This window comes from Klenkia marina, from assembly GCF_900101025.1.
In the GTDB taxonomy this organism is placed as follows: Bacteria; Actinomycetota; Actinomycetes; order Mycobacteriales; family Geodermatophilaceae; genus Klenkia; species Klenkia marina.
The window spans coordinates 679,897-701,881 of record NZ_FMUH01000002.1 but is presented as its reverse complement, the minus strand read 5'-3'; the positions used below and the strand labels follow the sequence as shown (position 1 = coordinate 701,881).

General features: G+C 75.7%; 26 protein-coding genes. 7 read left to right on the top strand and 19 right to left on the bottom strand.

Going from position 1 to position 21,985, the window contains the following annotated elements; translation table 11 throughout:
* Positions 1-6: 6 nt before the first annotated feature.
* The 5 genes from hemC to BLP29_RS08570 all read right to left on the bottom strand — a co-directional run bounded on the left by hemC (position 7) and on the right by BLP29_RS08570 (position 5,055).
* Positions 7-948 (bottom strand): hydroxymethylbilane synthase, encoded by a 942-nt coding sequence (hemC, locus tag BLP29_RS08590; RefSeq protein ID WP_092802419.1) that lies wholly within the window; start codon positions 946-948, stop codon positions 7-9.
* On the bottom strand, positions 945-2,315 hold the full coding sequence (locus tag BLP29_RS08585; protein WP_092802416.1) for a glutamyl-tRNA reductase: 1,371 nt from the start codon (positions 2,313-2,315) through the stop codon (positions 945-947). The genes hemC and BLP29_RS08585 overlap by 4 nt, the downstream gene beginning before the upstream one ends.
* Positions 2,312-3,007 carry a redox-sensing transcriptional repressor Rex gene (locus tag BLP29_RS08580; protein WP_092802413.1) on the bottom strand — a complete coding sequence of 232 codons (696 nt, stop codon included), beginning with the start codon at positions 3,005-3,007 and terminating at the stop codon, positions 2,312-2,314. Before BLP29_RS08580 ends, BLP29_RS08585 begins: the two co-directional genes overlap by 4 nt.
* Before the next feature lie 223 nt (positions 3,008-3,230).
* Complete coding sequence (locus BLP29_RS08575) at positions 3,231-3,479, bottom strand: glutaredoxin family protein (RefSeq protein ID WP_092802409.1); 249 nt, start codon at positions 3,477-3,479, stop codon at positions 3,231-3,233.
* On the bottom strand, positions 3,472-5,055 hold the full coding sequence (locus tag BLP29_RS08570) for an AMP-binding protein (protein ID WP_243469798.1): 1,584 nt from the start codon (positions 5,053-5,055) through the stop codon (positions 3,472-3,474). The genes BLP29_RS08575 and BLP29_RS08570 overlap by 8 nt, the downstream gene beginning before the upstream one ends.
* 181 nt (positions 5,056-5,236) lie before the next feature.
* On the opposite strand from BLP29_RS08570, the gene BLP29_RS08565 reads away from it, so the two are divergent.
* The 3 genes from BLP29_RS08565 (at position 5,237) to BLP29_RS08555 (ending at position 8,380) form a co-directional block, all read left to right on the top strand.
* Complete coding sequence (locus tag BLP29_RS08565; protein WP_243469797.1) at positions 5,237-6,103, top strand: sigma-70 family RNA polymerase sigma factor; 867 nt, start codon at positions 5,237-5,239, stop codon at positions 6,101-6,103.
* Between the two features lie 121 nt (positions 6,104-6,224).
* On the top strand, positions 6,225-7,370 hold the full coding sequence (locus tag BLP29_RS08560; RefSeq protein ID WP_092802400.1) for a DUF5667 domain-containing protein: 1,146 nt from the start codon (positions 6,225-6,227) through the stop codon (positions 7,368-7,370).
* A 95-nt stretch (positions 7,371-7,465) separates the two neighbouring features.
* Positions 7,466-8,380 (top strand): HAD family hydrolase, encoded by a 915-nt coding sequence (locus BLP29_RS08555; protein ID WP_092802397.1) that lies wholly within the window; start codon positions 7,466-7,468, stop codon positions 8,378-8,380.
* Positions 8,381-8,401: 21 nt separating this feature from the next.
* On the opposite strand, the gene BLP29_RS08550 is transcribed toward BLP29_RS08555, so the two are convergent.
* The 7 genes from BLP29_RS08550 to BLP29_RS08520 all read right to left on the bottom strand — a co-directional run bounded on the left by BLP29_RS08550 (position 8,402) and on the right by BLP29_RS08520 (position 14,204).
* On the bottom strand, positions 8,402-9,307 hold the full coding sequence (locus BLP29_RS08550) for a lysophospholipid acyltransferase family protein (RefSeq protein ID WP_092802394.1): 906 nt from the start codon (positions 9,305-9,307) through the stop codon (positions 8,402-8,404).
* Positions 9,300-10,412: an NAD-dependent epimerase/dehydratase family protein gene (locus BLP29_RS08545; RefSeq protein ID WP_092802391.1), complete on the bottom strand. Its 1,113-nt coding sequence runs from the start codon at positions 10,410-10,412 to the stop codon at positions 9,300-9,302. Before BLP29_RS08545 ends, BLP29_RS08550 begins: the two co-directional genes overlap by 8 nt.
* A gap of 10 nt (positions 10,413-10,422) precedes the next feature.
* Positions 10,423-10,521 (bottom strand): 30S ribosomal protein bS22, encoded by a 99-nt coding sequence (locus tag BLP29_RS08540; RefSeq protein ID WP_012854759.1) that lies wholly within the window; start codon positions 10,519-10,521, stop codon positions 10,423-10,425.
* Between the two features lie 365 nt (positions 10,522-10,886).
* Entirely contained in the window at positions 10,887-11,225 is a 339-nt protein-coding gene (locus BLP29_RS22000; RefSeq protein ID WP_243469796.1) for a helix-turn-helix domain-containing protein, read from the bottom strand.
* Between the two features lie 304 nt (positions 11,226-11,529).
* Positions 11,530-12,351 (bottom strand): pyrroline-5-carboxylate reductase, encoded by an 822-nt coding sequence (gene proC, locus BLP29_RS08530; RefSeq protein WP_092802389.1) that lies wholly within the window; start codon positions 12,349-12,351, stop codon positions 11,530-11,532.
* 21 nt (positions 12,352-12,372) lie between these two features.
* On the bottom strand, positions 12,373-13,263 hold the full coding sequence (locus tag BLP29_RS08525; protein ID WP_092802386.1) for a hypothetical protein: 891 nt from the start codon (positions 13,261-13,263) through the stop codon (positions 12,373-12,375).
* Entirely contained in the window at positions 13,260-14,204 is a 945-nt protein-coding gene (locus BLP29_RS08520; RefSeq protein WP_092803192.1) for a Ppx/GppA family phosphatase, read from the bottom strand. The genes BLP29_RS08525 and BLP29_RS08520 overlap by 4 nt, the downstream gene beginning before the upstream one ends.
* 57 nt (positions 14,205-14,261) lie before the next feature.
* On the opposite strand from BLP29_RS08520, the gene BLP29_RS08515 reads away from it, so the two are divergent.
* Complete coding sequence (locus BLP29_RS08515; protein ID WP_092802383.1) at positions 14,262-15,071, top strand: DUF3109 family protein; 810 nt, start codon at positions 14,262-14,264, stop codon at positions 15,069-15,071.
* On the opposite strand, the gene BLP29_RS08510 is transcribed toward BLP29_RS08515, so the two are convergent.
* Entirely contained in the window at positions 14,973-16,046 is a 1,074-nt protein-coding gene (locus tag BLP29_RS08510) for a helix-turn-helix domain-containing protein (RefSeq protein WP_092802380.1), read from the bottom strand. The two genes, BLP29_RS08515 and BLP29_RS08510, sit on opposite strands and share 99 nt — an antisense overlap.
* An 81-nt stretch (positions 16,047-16,127) precedes the next feature.
* On the opposite strand from BLP29_RS08510, the gene BLP29_RS08505 reads away from it, so the two are divergent.
* Complete coding sequence (locus BLP29_RS08505) at positions 16,128-16,355, top strand: hypothetical protein (protein ID WP_092802377.1); 228 nt, start codon at positions 16,128-16,130, stop codon at positions 16,353-16,355.
* Positions 16,356-16,365: 10 nt separating this feature from the next.
* Positions 16,366-16,593 (top strand): DUF3072 domain-containing protein, encoded by a 228-nt coding sequence (locus BLP29_RS08500; protein ID WP_092802374.1) that lies wholly within the window; start codon positions 16,366-16,368, stop codon positions 16,591-16,593.
* A gap of 33 nt (positions 16,594-16,626) precedes the next feature.
* On the opposite strand, the gene BLP29_RS08495 is transcribed toward BLP29_RS08500, so the two are convergent.
* Positions 16,627-17,307: a response regulator transcription factor gene (locus tag BLP29_RS08495; RefSeq protein WP_092802371.1), complete on the bottom strand. Its 681-nt coding sequence runs from the start codon at positions 17,305-17,307 to the stop codon at positions 16,627-16,629.
* Positions 17,304-18,581 carry a sensor histidine kinase gene (locus BLP29_RS08490; RefSeq protein WP_092802367.1) on the bottom strand — a complete coding sequence of 426 codons (1,278 nt, stop codon included), beginning with the start codon at positions 18,579-18,581 and terminating at the stop codon, positions 17,304-17,306. Before BLP29_RS08490 ends, BLP29_RS08495 begins: the two co-directional genes overlap by 4 nt.
* Positions 18,582-18,797: 216 nt before the next feature.
* Here BLP29_RS08490 and phoU point away from each other — a divergent pair, with 216 nt between their 5' ends.
* Positions 18,798-19,484, top strand: coding sequence for a phosphate signaling complex protein PhoU (gene phoU / locus BLP29_RS08485; RefSeq protein ID WP_243469795.1), 687 nt, complete (start codon positions 18,798-18,800; stop codon positions 19,482-19,484).
* A gap of 143 nt (positions 19,485-19,627) precedes the next feature.
* On the opposite strand, the gene BLP29_RS08480 is transcribed toward phoU, so the two are convergent.
* The 4 genes from BLP29_RS08480 to BLP29_RS08465 form a co-directional block, all read right to left on the bottom strand.
* Entirely contained in the window at positions 19,628-20,386 is a 759-nt protein-coding gene (locus BLP29_RS08480; protein ID WP_092802364.1) for a phosphoglyceromutase, read from the bottom strand.
* A gap of 13 nt (positions 20,387-20,399) precedes the next feature.
* The gene (locus tag BLP29_RS08475; RefSeq protein WP_092802361.1) at positions 20,400-20,699 is read right to left on the bottom strand and encodes a hypothetical protein; all 300 of its coding nucleotides are present in this window, start codon (positions 20,697-20,699) and stop codon (positions 20,400-20,402) included.
* A gap of 10 nt (positions 20,700-20,709) precedes the next feature.
* Positions 20,710-21,333: a hypothetical protein gene (locus tag BLP29_RS08470; RefSeq protein WP_092802358.1), complete on the bottom strand. Its 624-nt coding sequence runs from the start codon at positions 21,331-21,333 to the stop codon at positions 20,710-20,712.
* 75 nt (positions 21,334-21,408) lie between these two features.
* On the bottom strand, positions 21,409-21,975 hold the full coding sequence (locus BLP29_RS08465; protein WP_092803185.1) for a TIGR03086 family metal-binding protein: 567 nt from the start codon (positions 21,973-21,975) through the stop codon (positions 21,409-21,411).
* Positions 21,976-21,985: the final 10 nt, after the last annotated feature.

Here is a 21,985-nt window from a genome sequence, read left to right as displayed (position 1 = left end):
TGGTGGTCATCGGCTGGCCGCCACGAGGGCGCCCGCACCGCGGTCGAGCAGGTCGGCGGCGAGCTCGCGGCCCAGCCGGTGCGCTTCGGTCGCGGGCCCGGAGACCGAGCCGCGGACGGCGTCGCTGCCGTCGATCGCGGTGACCGAGGCCCGCAGGTAGAGCTCGTCGCCGCCGTCCTCGCCCTCGCCGATCTCGGCGTGCGCGGCGACGGGGGCACTGCACCCGGCCTCCAGGGTGGCCAGGACGGTGCGCTCGGCGGCGACGCAGGCGCGGGCACCGGCGTCGTCGAGGGCCGCCAGCAGCGACCGGGTGACGTCGTCGTCGCTCCGGCACTCCACGGCCAGGGCACCCTGCGCGGGGGCGGGGAGCACCTGGAGCGGGTCGAGCACCTCGGTGACGGCGTCGAGCCGGCCGAGGCGGGCCAATCCTGCCCGGGCGAGGACCACCGCGTCCAATTCGCCCGAGGTCACCTTGCCCATCCGGGTGTCCACGTTGCCCCGGATCGGCACCACCTCGAGGCCCAGACCCAGGGCCCGCAGCTGCGCGACGCGGCGGGGGGCGCCGGTGCCGACGGTTGCCCCGGCGGGCAGCTCGCCCAGCGTCAGGCCGTCGCGGGCGACGAGGGCGTCACGGGGGTCCTGCCGGGGCGGTACCGCCGCGATGACCAGCCCGGGCTCCTCGGCGGTGGGGAGGTCCTTGTAGCTGTGCACGGCGACGTCGACCCGGCCGTCGTGGAGCGCGTCGCGCAGCGCGCTGACGAACACCCCGGTGCCGCCGAGCTGGGTGATGGCCGCCGACGAGCGGTCGCCCTCGGTGGTGATGTGCACCAGCTCGACCGGCCGGCCGCTGACCGCGGTGATGGCGTCGGCCACGTGCCCGGACTGGGTGAGCGCGAGCTCGCTGCGCCGGGTGCCCAGCCGGATCGGGGTGGCGTCGGGGGCGGTCACGAGACGTCCCGGTCGGTGAGCTGGTCCAGCGTGGTGGTGGTCGAGGCGTCGACGGTCACGGCGTCGGCGAGCTTGCCGCTGGTGTCGGCGTCCAGGCCCAGGCCGAACAGGGCCCGCAGGGCGCCGGCGTAGTCGGTGTCCCCCGGCGCGCTGGCCAGCTCCTTCACCCGCACGGTCGGCTCGTGCAGCAGCTTGTCGACCACCCGGCGCACGGTGCGGGCGATCTCGGCGCGGGCGCGGGCGTCGAGGTCGGGCAACCGGCTCGACAGGCGCAGCAGCTCGGCGTCGACGACGTCGGCGGCCTGGCTGCGCAGTGCGGACACGGTCGGGGCCACCGCCGCGGCCTGCCGCTCGGCCCGCAGCAGCGAGGTCTCGAGCTCGACCAGGGCGTGCGCGGCGGCGATGTCGTCGGCGGCGACGGACCCGGCCACCGGCTCGCCGGGCCGGGCCGCGCGCTCGCCCTGCAGCATCGCGAGGTCCACGACGTGCACGTCGGGCATCGTGCCGACCGCGGCGTCGACGTCGCGGGGCAGCGCCAGGTCGACCACGACCAGCGGGCGGGTGCGGCCGGTCATCGCGGTGCCGACGACGTCGGTGCCGATGACCGTCCCGGTGGCGCCGGTGCAGGTGACCAGGACGTCGGCGTCGGCCAGCTCGCCGGCCAGGTCGTCGAGGTCGGCGGCGCGGCCGCCGACGGCGTCGGCCAGCCGCAGCGCGGTGGCCGGGGTGCGGCTGGTGACGGTGACGGCGGCGCCGCGGCGGGCCAGCGTGGTGGCGGCCAGCGCGCCCATGGAGCCCGCGCCCACGACCAGCACGGGGCGGCCGGCGAGGTCGCCGATGCGGTCGGTGACCCGGTCGAGGGCCACCGACACCAGCGAGGCGCCGGCCTTGTCGATGCCGGTCTCGCTGTGCACCCGCTTGCCCACGCGCAGCGCCCGCTGGGTGATGGGGTGCAGCTCGCGGCCGATCGCGCCCTCGGCCTGGGCCAGGGCGTAGGCCGCGCGCAGCTGGCCGAGCACCTGGGTCTCGCCGACCACCATCGAGTCCAGCCCGGCGGCCACGACGCAGAGGTGGCCGATCGCCTGGTCCTCGTAGTGCACGGTGACGTAGGGCGAGAGCTCCTCGACACCGGCGCCGGCGTGCCGGGCGAGCACGCGGCTGACGTCGGTGACGCCGCCGTGGAAGCGGTCCACCTCGGCGAAGATCTCGACCCGGTTGCAGGTGGCCAGCACCAGCGCCTCGGACACGTGCTCGCTGTCGAGCAGCTCGTGCAGGGTCTTGACCGTGTCGTCGGCGTTCATCGCGACCTGCTCGAGCAGGGTCACCGGCGCGGTCTGGTGGCTGATGCCGACGGCGAGGAGACTCACGGGAGCGCCACCTGCTCGGTCATCGGCCGGGAAGCCTGGTGGGGCACGACGTCCACACCCTTCTGCTGGTCCAGGAAGGCCAGCACCTGCAGTTCCACCGACAGGTCGACCTGCCGGACGTCGACGCCGGCCGGGACGACGAGCGTCACCGGGGCGAAGTTCACGATGCTGCGGACGCCGGCGGCGACGAGGCGGTCGCACACCGACTGGGCCACCCCGGCCGGGGTGGTCACGACGGCGATGGTCACGCCGTGGGCGGCGACGACCTGCTCGAGCTCGTCGACCGGGCGCACCTCGGTGCCGCCGACGACGTCGCCCACGCGCGCCGGGTCGGCGTCCAGCAGGCCGACGAAGGTGAAGCCGCGGGTGCCGAAGCCGGCGTACCCGGCCAGGGCGGAGCCCAGGTTGCCCATGCCGACCAGCACGCACGAGCGGGCCTGCTCGACACCCAGCGCCCGGGCCAGCCGCTCGCGCAGCGACCCGACCGCGTAGCCGACGCCGCGCACGCCGCACGGGCCGAGGTAGGAGAGGTCCTTGCGCAGCCCGGCGGGGTTGACCCCGGCGGCCGAGGCCAGCTCACCGCTGGACACCGAACGCCGCCCGCTCTCGGCCAGCGCGGTCAGCACCCGGAGGTAGACCGCCAGCCGGGCGACGGTCGCCTCGGGGATGACCCGGCTCCGCACCTCGCTCACGCACCCTCCTCCGACGACCGTCCGCGGACACCCCGGACGAGCTCGCGTCACGGGCGTCCCCCGGCGGTGTGCGCGCACGCGGGCGGCGTCGCCGGGGTCGAGGGGTGTCGGCCGGGGCCTCGCGTCCCGGCACCGCCACGGTAACCGCTTGTGAACGTCGGAACAAAGTTCCGCGGGGCATCCGTGCAGGTCACCGGCGTCCGGTGTGTCGGACACCACCGGCTCAGCGGGCGGAGAGGTCCCGCCGCAGGCGGTCGACGTCCACGGTGAAGTAGCTGTGCTCCCGGCCGTCGAGCAGGACGACGGGCACCCGGTCGCCGAACTCGGCCTGCAGGTCGGGGTCGCCGTCGACGTCGACCTCGGTCACGGCCAGCCCGTGCTCACCGGCCACCCGGACCAGCGTCTCGCCGGCCACCACGCACAGGTGGCAGCCGGCGCGGGTCAGCAGCTGCAGCCGGGCGGGCTCAGCCATCGACGCCCTCCGCGTGCCGGGTGTCCTCGGCGATGCGGTCCAGGCCCAGCTCGCGCAGGCGCGCCCGGCTGACCTTGCCGGTGAGCGAGTGCGGCAGCGCCTCGACGACGTGCACCGTCGTGGGCACCTTGAACCGGGCCAGCGAGGTGCGGCTGAAGGTGCGCAGCGTCTCGCCGTCGACCTCGGCGCCGGGCTCCAGCACGACGAAGGCCCGCACCGACTCGCCCGTGCGCTCGTCGGGCAGCCCGATGACGGCGGCCTCGGCGACCTCGGGGTGGCTCTCGAGCACCCGCTCGACCTCCAGCGGGTAGACGTTGAACCCGCTGACCAGGACGAGGTCGCGGCGCCGGTCGACCAGGTGGAGGTCGCCCTGCGCGTCGCGGTAGGCGATGTCGCCGGTCAGCATCCAGCCCTCGTCGTCGGGGCCGTCGGCGCCGTCGGGCCAGTAGCCGGCGAACAGGTTGGGCCCGCGCACGCACACCTCGCCGGCGCTGTCGGGCGGGTCGTCGCCGAAGGGGTCCCCGAACACGTCCTCGCGCACGCGGCTGCCGGGGTCGGGGCCGGCCTCGGGCCCCCCGGCGGTGTCGCGCAGCACGAGCTCCACGCCCGGCAGCGGGGCACCGATGCACGCCGGCTTGGCCCGGCCGGTGGCCAGCGTGGTGGCCAGCACGGGCGCGGCCTCGGTGAGGCCGTAGCCCTCCCAGACGGTGACGGCGGCACGGTCCTTCATCGCCGTCCAGACGCGGGGGGCCAGCGGGGCCGAGCCCGAGCTGGCGGTGTGCACGGCGGCGAAGGCCCGGCGCAGGGCGGCGTCGGACCCGGCGGCGTCCGCGGCCGCCAGCCAGGCCTGGTACATCGGCGGCGCGGCCGGGACCGCGGTCACGCCCTCGCCGGCCATGAGCTCGAGGGTGGCCACCGGGTCGAAGGACCGGACGACCACCCCGCACGACGCGGTGGCCGCGACCAGGCCGAGCCCGCCGTTGAGGCCGTAGACGTGGAACAGCGGCAGGGCCAGCAGCACGACGTCGCCGGGCCGCACCGGTGCCGGGTCGACCGCCAGCACCTGCTGCTGGTTGGCCAGCAGCGCCCGGTGGGTCAGCATCGCCCCGCGCGGGTGCCCGGTGGTGCCGCTGGTGTAGGCCAGCAGCGCCAGCGCGGCGGGGTCGTCGGGGTCGGCGGGGGGCTCGCCGTCGGCGTCCGGGGGCCCGACGAGGACGGGGACGCCGGCCAGGTCCGTGCGCTCGGCCGCGACGACCAGCGCCCGGGCGCCGGAGTCGGTGAGCAGGTGGGTGAGCTCGGGGTCGGTGTAGGCGGTGTTCACCGGGACGACGACCAGACCGGCACGCAGCGCGCCCACCACGGCCACCACCCAGTCGACGCCGTTGGGCAGCTGCACGGCCACCCGGTCACCGGCGGTGAGCCCCCGGGCGGCGTAGCCGGCGGCGGCACGGTCGACGGCGGCGGCGACCTCGGCCCACGTGAGCCGGCGGTCGCCCTCGACCAGGGCGGGGGCGGAGCCGTGGTCGCGCGCGGCTGCGCGCACCAGGCCGTGGAAGGTGCGGGCTGCTGGGGCCACTGCGGCCTCTCCTCCTCCTGCCACCCCGGGCGGGGCGGCCTCGCACGGGCCTCGCACGGGCATCGCACGGGCTCCACGTGGACGTGGGGGCCCGATGTTGTCACCATGGGCCCGACCTGCGCAGGTCAGGGCCCGGTGGCACCCACCCCGGACCGCCTGGGCGACGACGACGGGGGGCGACGTGTCCCGCCAGGGTCGTGCCGCCGACGACCTCCGCGGCGCCGTCGAGGACGGGGTCGCCGGCGACCCGCTCCAGGACGAGCAGCGGCCGGTCCTCCCCCGGCCCCGGCCGACCCCACGGCCCCGCCCCACGCCCCGGCCCCGCACGCCCGAGCCCCGCCGCCCGGCCGGCGACGAGGCGCCCGCCGCGCCCCGCCACCGGGCCGGACCCACCGCGGAGCCGGCCGCCGACCCGACCGCCGGGCCGGTTGCCGTGCCCGAGCCCGAGCCCCCCGTCGAGCCCGTGGTCGAGCCCGAGCCCGACCGACCCGAGGGCGAGGAGCAGGTCGCCGTCTGGACCCTCGTCGAACGCGCCCAGGCCGGCGAGGCCGAGGCCTTCGGCGAGCTCTACGACCGGTACGCCGGGATGGTCTTCCGGTTCCTCCACCACCGCGTCGCCGACCGGCAGACCGCCGAGGACTTCACCAGCGAGACCTTCGTGCGGGCGCTGCGGCGCATCGACTCGCTGACCTTCCAGGGCCGCGACGTCGGCGCGTGGCTGGTCACCATCGCCCGCAACATCGTGCTCGACCACGTGAAGAGCAGCCGGTTCCGCCTCGAGGTCACGACGGCCGACATGCGCGACGCCGACCGCGTCACCGACGGCCCCGAGGACGCCGTCCTGCAGGGGCTCACGAACGCCGAGCTGATGGCCTGCGTCGCGCAGCTGGGCGACGAGCAGAGGGAGTGCATCTCGCTGCGCTTCCTGCAGGGGCTCTCGGTGTCCGAGACGGCCGCGGCGATGGGCAAGAAGGACGGCGCGGTCAAGGCCCTCCAGCACCGGGCCGTCAAGCGGCTGGCGGCCCTGCTCCCGGAGGGTCTGCGATGACCCGCACGGGTGGTGCGGCAAGTTACCTCCCGGTACCCCGTATCGGGGGGCGCCGGTCCTCGTTGACCGCGCTGACACGGCTCGTCGGGCCGGTCGCTGCGCACGGGGGACGGGGACGACGGTGAACGACAGGGAGCTGGAGGAGGCGCTGGTCGGGCGGCTGCGGCTGCTCGCCGGCGACGAGCCCGACCTCGGGGCCGACGTCCGGGCCGCGCAGCGCGCCCGGCTGGTCGCGATGGCCGCGGTGCGCACCCCCGGGGTGCGCTCGCCCGAGGCCCGGCCCTCCCCCTGGCGCCGGCTGCTGGCCGCGCGGGCCGAGGACGCGCCGGTCGCCCGCTGGCGCACCCGGCTCACCGCGGGTCTGGTCGGTGCGGCGATGACGGTCGGGGCGCTGTCCGGCCTGGTGGCGCTCGCCCAGGACGCCGAGCCCGGTGACCTGCTCTACGGCCTGAAGCGGGGCAGCGAGCAGACCCAGCTGGCGCTGGCCTCCGATGCCGACCGCGGCCTCACGCTGCTGGGGTTCGCGTCGGTGCGCCTGCAGGAGCTCACCGAGCTCACCGGGTCCGAGGCCGGGGCGCTGCCCGCGGCCGCGGTGCCGGGCCGGCCCGTGGCGGCCGACGGCGCCGATCCGGCGACGGTGGTCGACGTGCTCGCGACGATGGACGAGCAGACCACCGAGGGCACGGCGGCGCTGACCGCCACCGCGGTGCAGGAGCAGGACACGGCGGCGTTCACCACGCTGGCGGGCTGGACCGGCGACCAGCGCGCCGGGCTCGAGCAGCTCGACGTGCCGGCCGGCGCCGAGCAGGCGCTCGCCGACTCGCTGGCGCTGGTGGACCAGGTGGCTGCCCGGGGTGCGGCCCTGCAGGCGGCGCTGGCCTGCCCGGACGGGTTCGTCGACGCCGGCGCCGACTCGCTGGGCCCGGTGCCGGGCGCGTGCGCCGCGGCCCCGGGCGCCACCCCGAGCACCGCGCCGGACCCGGGGACGGCACCGACCGCCCCCGGCAGCACCGCCGCCCCCGCGCCGACGTCCGACCCGGCCCCGGCCCCGGCGCCTGCGCCGACCGCTGCGCCGGGCGCACCGACGACCACCGCCGCCGGCCCCACGGGCGGCGGCGCGCCGGCGACGAGCGCACCGGCGGTGCCCACCGGCCCGCTCCCGCTGCCCACCCCGGCCGTGCCGACCACCCCGCCGCTGATCGACCTGCCGCCCCTGCTGCCGTCGACGACCATCTGCGTCGGTGGCCTGATCTGCGTGGGCGGCTGACCCGGGCTCCGGTGCGCCGGGGCGCTCAGCGGCTACGGCTAGGGTCGAGCGCGCCGGGCCAGCCCCGGCGAGGCGTCGAGACGAGGGGGCCACGCATGGTTCGAGTGCCGTTCCGCGGCCGTCGTGCGCGCACCCCGGCGGGGCTGGAGGACGAGGAGACCCGTGCCCTGGTGGCCGGCGCCGCCGCGGCCGCCGCCGCCGAGGTGGACACGCCCCCGGCCGTGCAGCCCGACCTCACCGCCGCCGCCTTCTTCGACTGCGACAACACGATGATGATGGGCGCGTCGCTGTTCTGGTTCGCCCGCGGGCTGGCCGCTCGCAAGTACTTCACCGGCCGCGACGTCGCCTCGTTCGTCTGGCAGCAGGCGAAGTTCCGGGTGGCCGGGACCGAGTCGGCGGTGGACATGCACACCGTGCGCGACAACGCCCTGGCCTTCATCGCCGGCCGCTCGGTCGAGGAGATCTCCAGCGCCGGCGAGGAGATCTACGACGAGCTCATGGCCGACCGCATCTGGGCCGGCACCCGCGTGCTCGCCCAGCAGCACCTCGACGCCGGTCAGCGCGTCTGGCTGGTCACCGCCACCCCGATCGAGCTGGCGTCGGTGATCGCCCGCCGGCTCGGGCTCACCGGCGCCCTGGGCACCGTCTCGGAGATCGTCGACGGCAAGTACACCGGCCGGCTGGTCGGCGAGATGATGCACCACGAGGCGAAGGCCCAGGCCGTGCGCGCCCTGGCCGAGCGCGAGGGCCTCGACCTCACCCGGTGCACGGCCTACAGCGACTCCTCCAACGACCTCCCGATGCTGTCCCTGGTGGGCACGGCGGTGGCGGTCAACCCCGACACCGAGCTGAAGGCCGTCGCCCGGTCGCGCGGCTGGCTGGTCAAGGACTTCCGCACCGGCCGCAAAGCCGCCCGCATCGGGGTGCCCACGCTGGGCGCCGCCGCTCTCGGTGGTGGCGCGGTGAGCGGTCTGCTGGCCCTGCGCCGCCGCAACCGCTGGCCGTTCTGACGGCCCCGTCGCGACCTGGCGTCAGCTGAAGACGGAGCGGCGCTGCAGCAGGAGCTGGTAGAGGGACTGCTGGATGGTCTCGCGCACCTGGTCGGTGAGGTTGAAGACCAGCATGGGGTCGTCGGCCGCACCCGGGCCGTAGGACGCGGTCTCGATGGGCTCGCCGAAGGCGATGAACCACTTCGACGGCAGCGGCACCGCACCCAGCGGCCCCAGCAGCGGGAAGGTCGGCGTGATCGGCAGGTACGGCAGCCCGAGGATGCGGGCGGCCGTCTTGGCGTTGCCGATCATCGGGTAGATCTCCTCGGCGCCCACGATCGCGCACGGCACGATCGGCGCCCCGGTGCGCAGCGCCGCGGTGACGAAGCCGCCGCGGCCGAACCGCTGCAGGGTGTAGCGCTCGCTGAAGGACTTGCCGATGCCCTTGAAGCCCTCGGGGAAGACGCCGACGAGCTCGCCGTCGGTCAGCAGCCGCTCGGCGTCCTCGTTGCAGGCCAGGGTCGAGCCGAACTTGCGGGCCATGGCCCCGACGAAGGGGAACTGGAACACCAGGTCGGCGCCCAGCAGCCGGAACCGGCGGGCGGCCGGGTGGTCGTCGTGCAGCGCCACGGTGGTCATCAGCGCGTCGAGCGGCAGCGTGCCCGAGTGGTTGGCCACGACGAGGGCGCCACCGACGTCGGGCACGTTCTCCAGGCCCTGGGTCTCGACGCGGAACCACTTCTGGAACAGCGGGCGCAGCACGGGTAGCAGCAGGTGGTCGGCGAGGTCGGGGTCGAAGCCGAACTCGTCGGTCTCGTACTCGCCGGTGAGCCGGCGGCGCAGGAAGTCCAGACCGCCGGCCACCTGCTCCTCCCAGCCTGCCGACACCGCCGCGGTGGGCTCCTCGGGGCCGTCGGGGTGCAGCCGGATGACGCGGGCCTCAGGCATCGCGCACCGCCCGCAGACCCGGTGCGTGCGGCTGGGCGGGCCGGGTGGCGACCGCCCCGAGCGAGCTCAGCACGCCGGCTGCCCGGCCCACGAGGGAGCCGGCGGTGGACAGCGTCGCGCCGACGGCGCCGGGGTCGACGACGGGGACGACGGTGCGCCCGTAGTCGGCGAGCGCCTCGGCGGTGGTGTAGCGCGGGGTGTAGCCGAACTCCTCGCGCAGCACGCGGGTGTCGACCACCCGGCCGAAGTTCAGGAAGCGCAGCTGCTCGGGCGAGTAGTCGGTGATGCGGGCCTGGCGGATCAGCCGCCCCAGCGGCGCCATCGCCTGCTCGGGCAGGGGCAGCGGCACCCGGCCGAGACGCCGGATGGCCTGCGAGAGCAGCACGGTGCCCTCGGCGCCGACGTTGACGGTGCCGGCGAAGTCGCCGGTGGTGGCCCGGGCCAGGACGGCGACCGCGTCGTCCTCGTGCAGCAGCTGCACGCGGGCGTCGTACCCCAGCGCCGTGGGGACGACGGGCATGCGCAGGAAGCCGGTGAGCAGCGAGTCGATGCGCGGGCCGATGAAGTTGGTGAACCGCAGGACGGCGACCCCGACCTCGGGGCGGCGCCGGGCGAAGGACCGGACGTAGCCCTCGATGTCGAGGCTGTCCTTGGCGAAGCCGCCGCCGGGCACGCGCCGGGCCTGCATCGTCTCGGTGAAGACGGCGGGGTCGCGGGGGCTGGCGCCGTAGACCGCGCTGGTGGACTTGAGCACCAGCCGGCGCACCGACGGCACCCGCTGGCAGGCGGCCAGCAGCTGCATCGTGCCGATGACGTTGAGCTCCTTCATCGACGTGCGGCCGCCGCTCCCCCCGGGGGTGGAGCTGATGTTCATGTGCACGACGGTGTCGACGCCGGCCGCGGCGATGACCTTGCCGATCAGCGGGTTGCGGATGTCGGCGCGCACGAACTCGGTGCGCCCGAGGCGGCGGAGCACCTCGGGACGAGGGGGGACGGTGTCGACCCCCAGGACCCGCTCGACGGAGGGGTCAGCGGCGAGCTCGGCCGCCAGCGCACCGCCCAGCCACCGGCTCACACCGGTGACGAGGACGACCGCGGGCGGCACGAGCCTCAGCTCACTTCTTGTTGCGGCGCTGGACGCGCGTCTTCTTGAGCAGCTTGCGGTGCTTCTTCTTCGCCATCCGCTTGCGGCGCTTCTTGATGACCGAACCCATGGTGATGCTCCCGACTCGTGGTCGCGGGGGCCCGGGGCGGTGACCGGTGGCCACGCCGGGCACCACGCGAGGGTGTTCCGCTCGTGTGCACCGGTGTCCCCGGGTAGCGGGGGCGACGGCGCTCGGCTGTCGAGACTACCTGGTGGCCGGGCGGGGCGGCTCGCTCGCCGGGTGCTGGACCGGGCGGGGCCACCGGCCGGGCGGCCGAGGTCCTCCCCCGCGGGGAGCCGCCGCCGGGACCCGACGGCGGCGACCCCGTACGGAGGGCGCTGCTGTTCTTCAGTGCAGGTGACGCGATGGAACGGCCGCGTCGCAGGGTCCCGCGGCGCACGGAGTGCGTCGTGGGGGGCGACGTGGTCCTTCTGTCAGGCGATGTCGGTGTAGGCGTCGCGCAGGTAGTCCTGGACGGCGCGCTCGGGCACCCGGAAGGAGCGGCCGACGCGGACGGCGGAGAGCTCGCCGCCGTGCACGAGGCGGTACACGGTCATCTTCGAGACGCGCATCATCGCGGCGACCTCGGCGACGGTCAGGAAGGTGACGGCCGAGCGCTGCGGCTGGGGGGCCAGCTGCCGGTTGACCGGCGCGGCGGCCGGGTGGGCGGCGGGCACCGGGCGGGCGACCGACTGGGCCGACACGGGGCGACCCACGGGGCGCGGGCCGGGCTGGGCGGGGCGGACCTGGTAGGCGCGCTGGGGCATCGTCATGGTGTTTCTCCTCCGCTGTGGCGCGCATCGAGGCCGTCGGCTTCCCCACCGGCGGTCGGGTCACGTGCGTGCTGGGAGAAACGTTAGGGGCCTGGTGGGACAGAAGCGATGGGTGAAACGAACAGGCGGACCGGTCCGTCCTGGTCACTTGTCGACACGACTGCCAGTGGTCGGTTGTTCACTGGGCGTGTATGACATGTCGACACGGCGACACGGCGTCAGGGGACCGTCACATCTCCCCAACCCGGACGCCTCGGCGTTGTGCACTCACGCAGCGTGATGTCCGAAAAAGAATTCCCCCGGATCAGCGACCCAGCTCCACCGAGCGGTCGTGCGCGGCCTCGATCGCCGCGATGAGCGCCGCCCGCACGCCGTGCCGCTCGAGCTCCCGGATCGCGGCGATCGTCGTGCCCCCCGGGCTCGTGACCGCCTCGCGCAGCTGCACGGGGTGCTCCCCCGAGTCGCGCAGCATCGTGGCCGCCCCGAGCGCGGTCTGCACGATGAGGTCGGCGGCCAGCGCCCGCGGCAACCCCAGCAGGATGCCGGCGTCGATCATGGCTTCGACCAGGTAGAAGAAGTAGGCGGGCCCGCTGCCCGACAGCGCCGTCACGGCGTCCTGCTGCTTCTCGGGCACCCGCCGCACCTGGCCCACCGCCGACAGCAGGGCCTCGGCCTCGTCGAGGTGGGCCTCCGTGGCGTGCGCGCCGGGCGACAGCACGCTCATGCCCTCGTCCACCAGCGCCGGGGTGTTGGGCATGACCCGCACGACCGGGGTGCCCGGGGGCAGCGCGGCCTCGACACGGGCCGTGGGCACCCCGGCCGCCACCGACACGACCAGGTGACCTGCCCCGACGTGCGGGGCCAGGGAGGTGAGCAGCGCGTCGACGTCCTGGGGCTTCACGGCCACCAGCAGCACCCGGCACGCGGCGGCGGCCTCGGCGAGGTCGAGGGCCCGCACCCCGTACCGCTGCGCCAGGTCGGCGGCCCGCTCGGCGCTGCGCTCGACCACGACGATGCCCTCGGCAGCGCCGGGCCGGCGGGTCAGGCCCGAGAGGAGGGCCTCCCCGATCTTGCCGCCGCCCACGAGGGCGAGGCCGGAGAGCTGCTGGTCGGGTGCGCTGGTCACGCCCAGGACGCTAGCGGGCCCTCACCGAGCGGCGAGCAGCCCCGCCGCCGGGACGACGACCAGCAGGGTGCCGGCGAACAGCAGCAGGAGCAGGACCCTGGTGGGCAGCGGGCCCTGGCCGTGCTTGCTGCGCCAGAACGCCACCCCGCCGACCATGCCGGCGATGGCCAGCGGCGCGGCCACGACGGCCGCGTAGGGCAGCAGCTCCCACAGCACGGTGAACAGGTAGTAGACGCCGACGCCGACGGCGAGGGCGAGCACCAGCTCGCCGACGAAGCGGGCCCACGCCAGGGCGGTCTGCGCCGCGGTCAGCGGCTCGTCGTCCTCCTCGGGCGGGAGCACCACCTTGGGGATCGGGCCGGTGGAGGGCACCGGGTCGGCCCCGGAGCGGGAGCCGACGGCGCCGGCCAGACCCGGGGTGCGCCCGGTGCGCAGGCCCGGGATGGCCGCGGTGGCGCCGGCCGGCTCGGCGGCGAGGGGCTGCTCGACGGTGGCCGGTTCGGCCTCGGGGGCCCGCCGGCGGCCGAAGCGGCCCGCACCCTTCGTGGCCGGCGCGGCCTTCGCGTCGACCGGGGGTGGGGGCGTGGCGTCCTCGGTGCGCCGGCCGCCCACCCGCCGGTCGGAGACCCGGCGGTCGGTGTCGGGCCGCTGGGGGTCGCGCCGGGCACCGGGGCCACCGGTGGCCGGCCCGCCGGAGCCCGTGCCGGGCTCCGCGGTGCGCCCACCGGCGCCGTCGCGGGAGGTGGTGCCGCTGCGGGACTCCTGCTCGGCGCGGGTCTCGTCGACCGTGCGCTTGCGCCGGGCCGGCCGCACCGGACCGGTGGTGCCCGGCCGCGTGCCGGCCTCGGACTCGAGGCCGTGCTCGCGCAGGATCTCGGCCAGGGACCGGACCGAGTGGTCAGCGTCGCTCATGCGCCCTCCAACCCGTCCAGCCGGCGAAGGATGATGCCCTCGCGCAGCGCCCAGGGGCAGATTGCCACGGACGGCACCCCCACCGCCCGCATCGCGGCCCGCGCCACGACCGCGCCGGCGGGCACCTGGTGCGCCCGGTCGACCGAGACCCCGTTGAGCTCGGCGAGCGCCGAGGAGTCGATGCGCGACACGAAGCCCACCAGCTGCTCGAGGCCCACGGTGCTGAGCTGGCGCGGGACCCGCAGGCCGGCCGAGTAGGGCGCGGCGCCGGTGAGCCGGGCCAGGGTGCGGAAGGTCTTCGACGTCGCGACGACCAGGTCCGGTGCCCCGGCGGCGGCCAGTCGCCGCGCGGCGGGGGCCAGCAGGCGTGAGGCGTGCTCGTCGAGGGAGTCCAGCGCAGCGAGGTCGGGACGGCGCCCGGCGTGCGCCTCGGGCAGGAAGCGCCGGGTCATGCGGCCGGCGCCCAGCGGGACCGACAGCGCGACGTCGGGGTCCTCGTCGATCCCGGTGGCCAGCTCGAGGGAGCCGCCACCGATGTCGAGCACGAGCAGCCGCCCGGCGCTCCAGCCGAACCACCGCCGGACGGCGAGGAAGGTCAGCCGGGCCTCGTCCTCACCGCTGAGCACCTGCAGCTGCACCCCGGTGGCCTCGACGACGCGCTCGAGCACCTTCGGGCCGTTGGAGGCCTCGCGGATGGCCGAGGTGACGAAGGCGAGCAGCTCCTCGCACCCGGCCTCGTCGGCCACCTCGCGCGCGCGGCGCACCGAGGCCAGCAGCGCCTTCTCCCCCGCCTTGGACAGCACGCCGTCGTCGCCCACGTGCTCGGCCAGCCGCAGCACCGACTTGTCGGAGAAGGCCGGGGTGGGGTGGGCGCCGCGGTGGGCGTCGACCACGAGCAGGTGCACGGTGTTCGAGCCGACGTCGAGCACTCCCAGCCGCATGGACGCACAGTCTGCCGGGTCGTCCCCCGTCCACGACCACGTGGTGCACTGGACGCCGTGCAGGCACCGCCGGAGGAAGTCGACCCCGACCACGCCCGCGAGTGGGTGGAGTTCACCGACCCCGCCGACCCCGAGCACCGCGTGCGGGCCGACCTCACCTGGCTCACGTCGGCCTGGACCTGCGTCTACGGCCGCGGCTGCGCCGGGGTCGTGGCCGGGCGGGCCCAGGACGGCTGCTGCAACCACGGCGCGTTCTTCACCGACGGCGACGACCTCACCCGGGTGGGCGCCGCCGTCGAGGAGCTCACCGACGCCGACTGGCAGCGCCGTCCGCAGTGGGCCGAGGACTGGACCGAGCCCGACACGCTGGACGAGCCCGGCGTGGACGGCGCCACCGAGGCCGCCCTGCGCACCCGCGTCGTCGACGGGGTGTGCGTGTTCAACAACCGGCCCGACTTCCCCGGGGGCGGGGGCTGCGCCCTGCACGCGCTGGCGCTGCGCACCGGCCGGCACCCGCTGGAGACCAAGCCCGACGTGTGCTGGCAGCTGCCGGTGCGCCGCGAGCAGGAATGGATCGACCGACCCGACGACACCCGCGTGCTGGTCAGCTCGATCGGCGAGTTCGACCGCCGCGGCTGGGGCCCCGGCGGGCACGACCTGCACTGGTGGTGCACGGGGTCCCCGGTGGCCCACGTCGCCGCCGAGCCGCTCGTGGACACCTACGCGGCGGAGCTGACCGAGCTGCTGGGCGCACCGGCCTACGCCGAGCTACGCCGGCTCACCCACGCGCGCCTGGACCTCGGTCTCGTCGCCTCCCACCCGGCCAGCCCGGTACCCGTCGAGCTGCACCGGCGCCGACCCGGCTGACACCCCGGCCGGGGTCGTCGCGAAGGTGCGCCGCCACTCCCGGGGCGCGACCCCCCGGCGCCGGGTGAAGTGCTCGCGGAGGTTGGCCGCCGTCCCGAAGCCGACCAGCCGGGCGACCTCCTCGACCGGCGTGCTGGTCCCGGCCAGCAGGTCCTCCGCAGCGGCCAGCCGCTGGGCCAGCAGCCACGCGTGCGGCGTCGTCCCCGTGGCGGCCTTGAACCGGCGGGCGAAGCTGCGCGGGCTCATCAGCGCGCGGCGGGCCAGCTGGTCGACCGACAGCGGCTCGGCCAGGTGCTCGCGCGCCCAGTCGAGCACCAGCCCGAGCAGGTCGTCCTCGCAGCGGGCCACCGGGGTGTCGATGTACTGGGCCTGCCCGCCGTCGCGGTGGGCCGGCATGACCATCTCCCGCGCCAGGGCGTTGGCCGGACCGGGCCCGTACTCGCGCCGCACCCAGTGCAGCGTGGCGTCGACCGCCGAGGCGGTGCCGGCGCTGGTGATGATCGAGCCCTCGTCGACGTAGAGCACCCGGGGGTCGACCTCGACCGCGGGGTAGCGGTCGGCCAGCTCGCCGGCCATGCGCCAGTGGGTGGTCGCCCGGCGGCCGTCGAGCAGCCCGGCGGCGGCGAGCACGAAGGCACCGCTGCACTGGCTGATCAGCTGCGCTCCGCGCTCGTGCGCCGTGCGGACGGCGGCGACGAGCTCGTCGGGCACGGGGCGGTCGAGGTCCTCCCAGGCACTGACCAGCACCACGTCGGAGATCGCCAACCGGTCCAGCCCGTGCTCGACCAGGACCGCCACCCCGGTGGGGCTGCGGACCGGGCCGAGGACGTCGGAGACCAGCGCGAAGTCGAAGCGGGGCAGCCCGAAGCGGGTGTAGTCGTAGCCGAACACCTCGTTGGCCACGCCCAGGCCGAAGGGCCCGAGGGCACCGTCGGCGACGAGCAGGCTGACCCGGGGGCGGTGTGCGGTGTCCACACCACCATCATGGCAGGAATCCTGCGGTCGGTGTCATCCCTGCCACTCGTGGGGGCGCTCGGGCGCGGCCAGGCTGGTCGCATGCTGCTGATCACGTGCCCCGTCACCCGCACCGACGAGCTGGTCGCAGACCGCCGGGTCCGCCCGGTGGCCGACCCCCGCAACCGTCCCGGCGTGGTCGCCGTGGTCGCCGACTGCCCGTGCGGGGGTGCGCACGTCTTCCTCACCGGACGCCGCATCGAGCAGGCCCGGGCCCGGCTGGCCGCCGCCGACCGCGCTCGCCGGGCGGACGTCGCCGTCCCGGCGTAGCTTCGAACACATGAGCGATGCAGACGCCCCCGTGAACTCCGGCCAGCCCGGCGACCCCACCGCCGAGAAGGACCCGCACGACTGGGTGACCGGCGACGAGCCCGCCACCGGCGCGCAGAAGAGCTACCTGTCCACGCTGGCCCAGCAGGCCGGCGAAGAGGTCCCCGACGACATCTCCAAGGCCGACGCCTCGATCAAGATCGAGGAGCTCCAGGACGAGACCGGCCGCGGGAAGTGACCTCGGGAGCCCCGCCGTCGGCGGGGCTCCCGGTCACGATTCGAACTTGTAGCCCAAACCCCTGACCGTCACGAGCCACTTGGGCGTGGCGGGGTCGGGTTCGATCTTGGCGCGCAGACGCTTGACGTGGACGTCGAGGGTCTTGGTGTCGCCCACGTAGTCCGAGCCCCACACGCGGTCGATCAGCTGGCCCCGGGTGAGCACCCGGCCCGAGTTGCGCAGCAGCAGCTCGAGCAGGTCGAACTCCTTGAGCGGCAGCGAGACCGGCTGGCCGTCGACGGCGACGGTGTGCCGCTCGACGTCCATCCGCACCGGGCCGGCGCTGAGCGTGGCGTCCGGGGGCAGGTCGGTGTCGCTGCCGCGGCGCAGCACCGCGCGGATGCGGGCCAGCAGCTCGCGGGCCGAGTACGGCTTGGTCACGTAGTCGTCGGCGCCCAGCTCCAGGCCGACGACCTTGTCGATCTCGGTGTCCTTGGCCGTGAGCATGATGATCGGCACGGCGCTCTTCGCCCGCAGCGTGCGGCACACCTCGGTGCCCGACAGCCCGGGCAGCATGAGGTCCAGCAGCACGATGTCGGCCCCGCCGCGGTCGAACTCGGCCAACGCGTCGATCCCGTTGCCGGCGACGACGGCCTCGTAGCCCTCGCGGCGCAGCATGTAGGACAGCGCGTCGGAGAAGGACTCCTCGTCCTCCACGACCAGCACTCGGGTCATGACCGTCCTCTCAGCACATCGGTGTCGGCGACGGCTGCGCGCAGCGCGTCGACGCGGTCGCGGGAGATGCCCGCGGGGTCGGTGGACGGGCCGGCCTGCGCCGGGGCGGGGGCCAGCGGGATGCGCAGCGTGAACGTCGACCCCAGGCCCTCCTCGCTCCAGACGGTGACCGAGCCGCCGTGGTTGGTGGCCACGTGCTTGACGATGGCCAGCCCCAGCCCGGTGCCGCCGGTGGCGCTGGCCCGGGACTGGTCGACGCGGTAGAAGCGCTCGAACACCCGCGCCCGGTCGGCCCGGGGGATGCCGATGCCCGAGTCGGTCACCGCGATCTCGGCGAAGCCCTCGCGCGCCCGGGTGCCGACGGCGATCTTCGTGGCCTCCGGCGAGTAGGTGACGGCGTTGGCCAGCAGGTTGGTGACCGCGGTGGCCAGCTGGGCCTCGACGCCGAGCACCACCAGGTCGTCCTGCTCCCCCACCGCCAGCTCGATGCCCTTGGCGACCGCGGCCAGCCGGGTGCGGTCGACCGCCTCGGCGACGACGTCGTGCACCGCCACCGGCTCGAGCTCGGGCAGCGGCTCGGCGCCCTGCAGGCGGGAGAGGTCGATGAGCTCGCGCACCAGCCGGGAGAGCCGGTCGGCCTCGTGGGTCATCCGCGCCGCGAAGCGCTGCACGGTCTCGGGGTCGTCGGCGGCACCCTGGGTGGCCTCGGCCAGCAACGCCAGCGCGCCGACCGGCGTCTTCAGCTCGTGCCCGACGTTGGCGACGAAGTCGCGCCGCACGGCCTCGACCCGGCGGGCCTCCGTGACGTCCTGGAGCACCAGCGCCACCGGGCCCGGTTCGTGCGCCGGCCCGCCCTGCACCCGGACGCCGTGCACCCCGACCATGCGCGGACCGCTGCCCACGAGGTCGGCGGGCAGCTGCACGTCCGAGCGCCGCGGGCCGGACTTGCGCACCTCGTGCGCGACCGCCACCAGCGCCGGCACGAGCAACCGGGTGCCGCGCACGATGCCCATCGCCCGGGCGGCCGGGTTGGCCAGCACCACCGAGTCGTGGACGTCGAGCAGCACGACGGCGGGGTCCATGAGGTCCAGCAGCCGCCGCGCGAGCACCGGCTCGTCGTCGATGCGGGTGGGCGCCCCGGGCAGCGAGGTGGGCACGTGGGTGCCGTCCTCGATGGAGGGCGCGGACGGCCGGCGGGTCGACAGCCGGACGGCGAGGACGCCGACCGCACCGCCCAGGACGAGGCCGAGCGCCAGCCACAGGAGCGGGTGCACGTGGTCGATGCTAGGCCGAGCCGGGGGCTCCTCCGGCCCCCCGACGGGTGGATCACCCCTCCGGGCAAGCAGTGTTCACGGGCCGGTGCCCTGCCGTTCACCTGCTCGTCCCGGCACGGATCCGGTCCGGTACCTACGCTCTGCCGTGGGCGCCCGAGCCGCAACCACACCCGGTTGCGCCGCGCCCCGACGAGACCGCGCACCCGGCGTCACCGGGTGCGGACCTGGGGGGGCACCGTGCGGGACACCTACCGCGAAGAACTGGACGACATCACCACCAGCCTGGTGGAGATGACCAACTCCGTCGGCTCGGCCATGAGCAAGGCCACCACGGCCCTGCTCGACGCCGACGTCGCGCTGGCCGACCTGGTCATCGCCGGCGACGCGCACATCGACGCCGTCCGCGAGAACGTCGACGACCGCTGCTTCACGCTGCTGGCCCGCCAGGCCCCGGTCGCCACCGACCTGCGCTCGGTCACCACCGCGATGGCCACCGTGCAGGACCTCGAGCGCATGGGCGACCTCGCCCAGCACATCGCCAAGGTCGCCCGCATGCGCTTCCCCGACCACGCGGTGCCGCAGGAGGTCCGCCCGGTCTTCCTCGACATGGGCCACACCGCCGAGAGCCTCGTGGCCCAGGCCGGCACGATCATCGCCAAGCGCGACATCGAGGCCGCCGCGCAGCTCGAGGCCGACGACGACCTCATGGACCGCAACCACCAGCAGCTGTTCCGCGAGCTGCTCAGCGACGACTGGCCGCACGGCATCCAGTCGGCCATCGACATCACCCTGCTGGGCCGCTACTACGAGCGCTTCGCCGACCACGCCGTGAGCGTCGCCCGCCGGGTGGTCTACCTGGTGACCGGCGAGCGCCCCCTCCCGGTCGTGGCCGCCGCCAGCTGAGCTGGGCACATCGCGATCCTCCGGATCGCACCAGAAGGGCCCCGGGACACCGTCCCGGGGCCCTTCTGCTCAGTCGGTGCTGGAACGGCCCCGTCGCAGGGTCCCGCCGCGAGCTTGCTCGTGGTGGGGGGCGACGGGGTCCTTCACTTCTTGCCCTGGGCGGCGACGGCCTTGATGGCCTCGGCCGCGGCCTCGGGGTCGAGGTACTGGCCGCCGGGGTTGGTGGGGCGCAGGTCGGCGTCGAGGTCGTAGCGCAGCGGGACACCGGTGGGGATGTTCAGGCCCACCACCTCGTCGTCGCCCATGCCGTCGAGGTGCTTCACCAGCGCCCGCAGGCTGTTGCCGTGCGCGGTGACCAGCACGGTCTTCCCGGCGCGCAGGTCGGGCACGATCGCGTCGTACCAGTACGGCAGCATCCGGACGACGACGTCGGCCAGGCACTCGGTGGCCGGCCGGGCCTCCGGGGGCAGGAAGGCGTAGCGCGGGTCGGCGTCCTGGCTGTACTCGTCGGCCGGGTCGATCGGCGGCGGCGGGGTGGCGTAGCTGCGCCGCCAGGTCATGAACTGCTCCTCGCCGTACTCGGCGAGGGTGGCGGCCTTGTCCTTGCCCTGCAGCGCGCCGTAGTGCCGCTCGTTGAGCCGCCACGAGCGCGTCACGGGGATCCACTGCCGGTCGGCGGCGGCCAGCGCCAGCTCGGCGGTGGTGATCGCCCGCTTGAGCAGAGAGGTGTGCAGGACGTCGGGCAGCAGCCCCTCGCCCTTCAGCAGCTCACCGCCCCGGGTCGCCTCGGCGCGGCCCTTCTCGGACAGGGACACGTCGACCCAGCCGGTGAAGAGGTTGGCCTTGTTCCACTCGCTCTCGCCGTGGCGGAGGAGCACCAGAGTTCCGGTCACGGCGTCCATCCTGCCCGACGGGTCAGCCGGTGAGCAGGGGCCAGGCCAGCCAGAGCTCGAAGAGCACCGGCGGCACCAGCCCGGCCAGCAGCCACGGGCTGACCACCCGTCGTCCGGTGCTCCACCGGTCGACGGCGACCACGGCCACGCACAACCCGGCGCCGGCCGCGCCCCACCCCAGGGCGGCGGGGACGTCGTCGGTGAAGAACTGGGCCAGCGCCACCTGCACCGCGCAGACCAGCAGCGGGTAGACCAGGGCGGTCGCCAGCACGACGCCGGTCAGGGCGCGGGTGCGGCTGCGCAGCTCGGTCTCGTCAGCCACGGCTCGGGCCTCAGGTGAGGGTGCCGGCCCGCCAGCGCCGGGCCGCGGCGCCCAGCTGGTCGGCGGTGCGGGCCAGCGCCGACCCGCCGCGGGTGACCCGGTCGGCGGAGGCGGGGTCGGTGTCGTCGAGGTCGTCGGCCCGCGCTGCGCGGCCGCCGGCCACGATCCAGCAGAAGGCGGCGGCCCGGTCGAGAGCGACGTCCAGGTCGCCCTCGAACACACCGGTGAGCACCGCGTCGGCCAGGTCGCGCACGCCGTCGGGCCCGGGCGGATCGGCGAGCCCCGCGACCACCTCGCGGGGCAGCACCCGCCCCTGGCCGGCCTCGAACTCGCGCGCGGCGGCGACGGGGTCGCGCTGCACCCAGGCGCGCAGCAGGTACAGCCGCCACAGCGCACCGGGCAGCGAGATGGCCGGGGCGTCGGCCCACAGCTCGGCCAGCTCGTCGAGACCCTCGTCGTCGGCGAGGGTGACCAGCCGGCGGGTGACCTCGGGGTCGTCGGTGGAGCGGGCGCGGTCGACCAGCGCGTAGGCCACGCCCCGGGCGGCCTCGGTGGTGGCGATGGGGTCGACCTCCCCGGCCAGGTGCGCGCCGATGGAGGCGCGCAGCAGGGGGCGGCGGTTGCGGCCGGCCATCAGGTCCTCCTCGTCGGGAACGGCCGCAGGGGTGCAGACGACCTCCTCCGTTGTACGTGCCCGACCGGCCGACGGCTACCCCGGGTTCCCGGCGGGGTCGCGACCCAGGAAGCCCATCAGCCGGTCGACCGCGGGGGCGTCGTCGGGCACTGGCACCTTCGGCCCGTACTGGCCCGAGGACCGCAGGAACTCGTCCATCGGCTGCATGCCGGCCAGCAGCTCGGCGCACTCGGCCTCGTCGAGCCCGGCGTCCTGGCCCGAGGCCCGCGCCAGGTCCCAGGTGTGGAGGAGCACGTCGGTCGTGTAGAACCGGTCGACCGCCTGGCCCAGCGGCTGCGTGCCCAGGTGCTGGTGGGTGAACGGCTCGGCGGCCCGGGGCGAGTCCAGCAGCGCCTGGACGGCGGCGGCGTGCCGGGACCAGTCCTGCGCCGGGTCACCGGTCCACTCGACGTCCAGGACGACGCCGTCCGCGGCGAGCAGGCCGGGCAGCCACTCGACGAGGTGCCCGACCACGTCGGCCGCCGTCCAGCCCTCGACCGGGGCGGGCGACGACCAGTCGGCGACGCCGGCGACCACCTCGCCGAACCGGCCGGCCACGCGGGCGTGCCGGGCGGACGGGGTCTCGGGAGCGGTCGACGTCACGGTGGGACGG